Below are 5,867 nucleotides of genomic sequence, written 5' to 3'. Positions count from 1 at the left end.
GTGCGGCGGCGGTACGGGTCCGGCGCGGGAGCGAGAACAGGGACGGCATCAAGGGGTCCTTCCGGGGACGTCGGTGTCCGTTCTTGGCATGACCCCACAGAACTTCCCCGCCGCGCGCACGACTACGCGCGTCCGCCGCGCCGCGCGTACCGTGGAGTTGTCCGGCGGTAGGTTCGTACAGCTCAGCCGGGGTCGTGACCACGGAGGTGGACACACGATGAAACTGCTCCAACGACACAAGAAGCCCGCCCAGCCCGTGGCGGCCACGCCCGGCGTCCGCGCCGAGGACGTCGTCGACAGTGAGGGCGGCAGCTTCCATCACGCGGCACAGCAGCCGCTCGTCGACATCGCGCCGTACGCGTCCGACACCCGTTACCGGTTGGTGCGGCTGGGCGGCGGTCAGACCGAGCCGCTGGCCCGGGAGGAGTTCGTGCCGCGCGTGCACCAGCTCTACCCGGAGCTCGACCTCGACGACGCGGAGCTCGTCCACTGGGCCGACCGGCCGTGGGAGTGGCCGCCCTGGCACCCGGGCACAGCCTGACCCTGCGCCGTAGACCGCAGGCCCTACGGCGGCCGATGCCCCGGGACCCGGCAGGGCCCGGGGCATCGGCGTGCGCGCCGCTCGCCACCCGTCCCGGCCCCGGCCGGACGGGCGGCGTCCGATCGGAGGGCGCTGGGCGCGCGGCGGCAGGATGTGGCGGGAAGAATGGGGAGGAAGTTCCCACACGGCGCGAGCTGCACGGCGCAGCCGGCGCACACGACGCGCGGGCACGCGGTCGGCTGTCTTCTGGGCGGTTACCTGGCGATGCGATCCGAGGAGCAGGGCAGCCCGCAGCCGGGCGGCGGCGGGCTCATCCCCGGTCGCGGCGCGGCCGGGGTGGAGACGCGCCCCACCGGCCTGATGACGATCCCGATAGCGACCGCGCTGATTCTGGACGACGGAACGATCCTGCACTGGAGCGACGACGCCGAGTCGCTGCTCGGGTACAGCCCCGCCGAGGCCATCGGCAGCCGCGCCGCGGACCTGCTCGCCACGCCCGAGAACCGGGAGCAGGTGCTCTCGCTGTTCGCGTCCATCGTCGCGGGACGGGACTGGTCCGGCGTCTTCCCGGTGCGGCACCGCGACGGCCACATGGTCAACCTCGAGTTCCGCACCCATCCGCTGAACGGCCCCAACGGTCACCCGTTGGTGCTCGCCGTCGCCTCCGACGTGCGGTCGCTGCGCGGGCTGGAGTCGGACCTGGCGGTGCTGGACAGCTTCTTCACCCAGGCGCCCGTCGGCATGGCCGTCTACGACGAGCACCTGCGCTTCGTGCGTCTCAACGAGGCCCTCGCGCGAATGAACGGGGTCCCGGTCGAGGAGCACCTGGGCCGCCGGGTCACCGAGGTGCTGCCGGGGCTCAACGCCGAGGAGATCGAGGCGGTGATGCGGCGGGTGCTGGCCGGGGGCGATCCGGTGGTCGACGCCCGCTCGCACGGCATCACCCCCGGCGACCCGGACCACGAGCGCGCCTGGTCCGCGTCCTACTTCCGCCTGGAGGAGCCGTCGGGGCGGGTGCTCGGCGTCAGCTCGACCATCGTGGACGTCACGGCCCGCTTCCGCGCCGAGCAGCGCGCCGCGATGGCCCGCGAGCGGCTGGAGGTCCTCTCCGACGCGAGCGCGCGCATCGGCACCACCCTGGAGCTGGACCGCACCGCCCGGGAGCTGGTCGACACGATGGTGCCGCGGGTCGCGGACGTGGCCGGGGTCTTCGTCCTGGACCACCTGGTCGTCGCCGGGGCAGGGGACGCGCACCCGGAGTACCCCGCACATCCGGAGCAGGGGCCGGAGCAGGGCCCGGAGCAGGGCCCGGAGCCGGGCCGCGAGCAGGGTCCGGAGCAGGGTCCGGAGCAGGGTCCGGAGCAGGGCCTGAAGCGGGACGCCGCTTTGGCGGGGCGGTCCGGCGGAGCGCCCAGGTCCGTCCGCCGCATCGCCGTCGCGGGCCTCGACGCGGAAACCGGGGCCGCCTCGGACGCGGGCGCGCAGTGCGGCGAGGTGCTGGCCGTCCCGGCGCGTTCCGGTTACGCCGTCGCCATGGGCACGGGGCGCACCGTCACCCTCCCGGGCGAGCAGGCGAACGGACTGCTCACCACCCTTCTCGGCGCGGTGCACGGCACGGACGCCGACCCGCACGACACCGACGACGCGGATGACGGCACGGCGGACGCCAGGCTGGCCGGGCCGGTGCGGATCACGCCGCTGGTGGCCCGCGGCACCGTGCTGGGCATGGTCGTCTACCTGCGCCGACGCGGCCGGGAGGCCTTCGAGGACGAGGACGTGACCCTCGGCGACGAGTTGGCGTCCCGGGCCGCCATCGCCATCGACAACGCCCGCCTCTACCTGCGCGAGCACCAGACCCTGCTGGCCCGCCAGCTCGCCCTGCAGGAGGCGAACGCCAACCGGAGACGGCTGGCGCTCGTCAACGAGGCGTCCGCGCGCATCGGCACCACGCTGGACCTGCACCGCACCGCCCAGGAGTTGGCCGAGGTCGCCGCCGCCGGGCTCGCCGACAGCGTCGTCGTGGAGATCCTGGAGGACATCGCCCAGGACGACCACGGAGCCATCGAGCCGCGCGGGCCAGCCGACCGCTCCGCGCTGCTGCGCAGGCTCGGCTTCCACAGCGCCCCGGGCGTGGGCGCGCGGCCGGTCGCGCCGATCGGCAGCGTGCACCGGTTCCATCCCGCCACGCCCTTCGCCTGGTGTCTGGCTCACCGGCGACCGGTGCTCGTGCCGGAGCTCGACCAACAGGCACTGCGCTGGTTCGACGCCGACCCGCTCCGGGCCAGGGCGGTCCGGGAGGAGGCCCTGCGCTCGTTCATGATCGTGCCGCTGATCGCACGCGGCGCGGCCCTCGGCGTGGCCTGCTTCTACCGGACCGTCACCGAGCGCCCCTACGACCAGGAGGACCTCGCCCTGGCCGGCGAGCTCGCCGCCCGCGCAGCCGTCGCGATCGACAACGCCCGGCTGTTCACCCGCGAACGGGACGCCTCGAACGCCCGTGAGCAGGCCCTGGTCGAGGCCCAGGCCGCGCAGGAACGACTCGCGCTGCTCAACGACGCCAGCAGCCAGATCGGCACCACGCTGGACCTCCAGCGCACCGCCGAGGAACTCGTCGAGCTGGTGGTGCCGCGCTTCGCCGACTTCGTCACCGTCGACCTGCTCGACGCCGTGTTCCAGGACGGCACCGCCGAGGAGGGCCAGCCGCTGATGCCGGAGGACGGGCGGGTGCTGCTGCGCGCCGTGGCCGTGGGTGAGATCTCCGGTCAGACGCTCGGCTCCGCCGCCGACCAGGTCGGCCAGGTGTCCCGTTCGGCCGCGGTCTACGCCGAGAGCCTGCGCACCGGCCGGTCGATCCTCATAGAGGAGGTCGACGAGGAGGCGATGTACCGGATCACGGCGCACATCGACCGGGTCGAGCCCGCCCTCGAGGCCGGCCTCCACTCGTACCTGATGGTGCCGTTGCTGGCGCGCGGTCAGGTCCTGGGCGGTGCGGAGTTCATCCGGATGCGCCACAACCCCCTGGCCTTCGACGAGGCCGACGTCGCGCTCGCCGAGGAGCTGACCTCCCGCGCGGCGGTCGCGATCGACAACGCCCGCCTGTACCGGCGCGAGCGCAACACCGCTCTGATGCTCCAGCACAGCCTGCTGCCGCAGGAGATCCGCACGACTCCGGGCCTGGACATCGCCTACCGCTACCTGCCCGCGAGCGTCATCAGCGAGGTCGGCGGCGACTGGTTCGACGTCATCCCGCTCTCCTGCGGCCGGGTCGCCCTGGTCGTCGGCGACGTGATGGGCCACGGCATGCGCGCCGCCGCCAGCATGGGCCAGCTCCGCACCGCCGCCCGGACGCTGATCGGCATGGACCTCGCCCCCGACCGGGTGCTGCGCCGTCTGGACGAGACCGCGGCCGCGATGGGCGAGGGCCAGTTCGCCACCTGCGTCTGCGCCGTCTTCGACCCGCTGGACGGCCGCGTGGTCGTCGCCTCGGCCGGACATCTCCCGCCGGTCCTGGTCGAGCCGGACGGCGCCGCGCAACTGCTGATCCTGCCGACCGGCGCGCCGTTGGGCGTCGGCGGCGTCCCCTTCGAGGCGGTCACTTTCACCCTCCCCGGGGAGGCGCTGCTCTGCCTCTACACCGACGGCCTGGTCGAACGCCGCGGCCGGGACCTCGACGTGGGCCTGGAACTGCTGCGGGACACCGTCGCCGAGCACCGCGACTCGCTGGAGCAGCGCTGCGACGCGGTCCTCACGGCCCTGGCCGCGGGCAACAGCGAGGACGACATCGCCGTCATCATGGCCCGCGTCCTGCCGCGCCGCACCGACTGGATCGCCGTCCTGGACCTCTCCGACGACCCGGAGGTGGTGGGCCAGGCCCGCCGCTTCGTGCGCAGGACGCTGGCGTCCTGGCAGCTGACGAGCCTGACGGACGTGGCGCAGCTGCTGGTCAGCGAGCTCGTCAGCAACGCCCTGCTGCACGCGGGACACCCGACGCAGCTGCGGCTGATCCGCGACCGCGTCCTCAGCATCGCCGTCGCCGACAGGGACGCCCGCGCGCCCCGCGTCCGCCACGCGGACGCGGACGACGAGGGCGGCCGGGGGATGCATCTCATCAACGAACTCGCCTACCGCTGGGGCAGCCGCGGCACCCAGGACGGCAAGCTGGTCTGGCTGGAACTGGAGATCCCCATGGGCGCGGGCGCCCCCTTCGCCGGCCGCCCCCGCACCACCGGCCCGGGCGAGGGCGCGCCGTAGCCGGGCGCTCCGGACCAGGCCCTACGCGGCGGGGCTGATGACGGCCGCGGTGCCGTAGGCGCAGACCTCGGTGCCGACGCCCGCGGCGTCGGAGACGTCGAAGCGCATCATCAGGACGGCGTTCGCGCCGCGGGCGCGGGCCTGTTCGACCAGCCGGTCCATCGCCTGGTTGCGGCTGGCCACCAGGGTCTTGGTCAGGCCGCGCAGCTCGCCGCCGGCCAGGGACTTGAGGCTCGCGCCGATCTGGCTGCCGACGTTGCGGGAACGCACCGTCAGGCCGAAGACCTCGCCGAGGATGTTGTCCACCCGGAAGCCGGGGACGTCGTTGGTCGTGACGACCAGGACGTCCGCCGTGTGCTGCCCGCCGCTGTAGTCGCAGATGTCCGTCATGTCGCCATTGTGTGGTTCACGCGTAGCCGAGAAGGCGGCCGACACGCGCGCCCCGCGTGTCGTAGACGTCGACGGCCGAGATCCGTTGCCCCGGGGCGATCGGGACGACCGTGGCCTCCGTCGCCGTGCGCGGCAGGCGGACGGCGACGCCCTGGCGGGTGGTGCCGTCCGTGAAGGTGACGACCACTCCGGCCACCGAGTCCGAGCCGAACGCCGTCAGCAGGCGCAGGTCGCTCCCCTTGGCGATGTGCACGCCCGCGGCGCCGTCCGGTTGGTCCTCGCGGGTGGGTACGCAGTCGGTCCAGAAGCCCGCCGGGGCGTCCACCTGGGCGCCGCCGATCGTCAGGTGCTGGCAGACGTCCTTCTCGTCCACCGAGACCTGGGCGCTCCAGCCGATCCCGTCCAGCGTCCCCGAGCCGATGGACAGCACCGTCGGACCGGGCGCGGCCGCGGACGGGGAGGCTGTGGGGTGCAGACGGGTCGGGCGACCGGCGGCCGTGGCCGGGCCCCGGGAGGAGGGGTCGGAGCCGCCGATCAGCGGTACCCAGACGCAGAGCGCCGCCACGGCCGCCGCCATCGCCGCGCCCGCCGTCGCGCGGCGCGCGCGCCTGCGGCGTCGGCCCGCCCGCAGCACCTCCGCCAGCGGCGGGGCGCTCTGCGGGGGGCGGGGGGCGCCCCCGGCCCC

At 74.4% G+C, this 5,867-nt stretch carries 3 protein-coding genes and 1 pseudogene; 2 read left to right on the top strand and 2 right to left on the bottom strand.

Going from position 1 to position 5,867, the window contains the following annotated elements:
- The first annotated feature begins 217 nt into the window (after positions 1 to 217).
- Both TR48_RS45905 and TR48_RS45900 read left to right on the top strand, forming a co-directional pair.
- The gene (locus tag TR48_RS45905) at positions 218 to 541 is read left to right on the top strand and encodes a hypothetical protein (protein ID WP_236652382.1); all 324 of its coding nucleotides are present in this window, start codon (positions 218 to 220) and stop codon (positions 539 to 541) included.
- A 264-nt stretch (positions 542 to 805) separates the two neighbouring features.
- Complete coding sequence (locus TR48_RS45900; RefSeq protein ID WP_236652381.1) at positions 806 to 4,792, top strand: SpoIIE family protein phosphatase; 3,987 nt, start codon at positions 806 to 808, stop codon at positions 4,790 to 4,792.
- A gap of 21 nt (positions 4,793 to 4,813) precedes the next feature.
- Here the strand turns inward: TR48_RS45900 and TR48_RS29170 are convergent, their stop codons facing one another.
- The gene (locus TR48_RS29170) at positions 4,814 to 5,182 is read right to left on the bottom strand and encodes a YbjQ family protein (RefSeq protein ID WP_042372904.1); all 369 of its coding nucleotides are present in this window, start codon (positions 5,180 to 5,182) and stop codon (positions 4,814 to 4,816) included.
- Between the two features lie 16 nt (positions 5,183 to 5,198).
- Positions 5,199 to 5,867 (bottom strand): annotated as a pseudogene (locus TR48_RS29165) (hypothetical protein); the annotation flags it as partial.

It is taken from the genome of Streptacidiphilus neutrinimicus, from assembly GCF_000787815.1.
Classification (GTDB): Bacteria; Actinomycetota; Actinomycetes; order Streptomycetales; family Streptomycetaceae; genus Streptacidiphilus; species Streptacidiphilus neutrinimicus.
Note: the sequence above shows the minus strand (reverse complement) of the source record. Positions and strands in the feature narration are given on the sequence as shown.

Coding starts and splice junctions, on each gene's coding strand:
- TR48_RS45905 (WP_236652382.1), top strand. CDS start 218: ATGAAACTGCTCCAACGACACAAGAAGCCCGCCCAGCCCGTGGCGGCC.
- TR48_RS45900 (WP_236652381.1), top strand. CDS start 806: ATGCGATCCGAGGAGCAGGGCAGCCCGCAGCCGGGCGGCGGCGGGCTC.
- TR48_RS29170 (WP_042372904.1), bottom strand. CDS start 5,182: ATGACGGACATCTGCGACTACAGCGGCGGGCAGCACACGGCGGACGTC.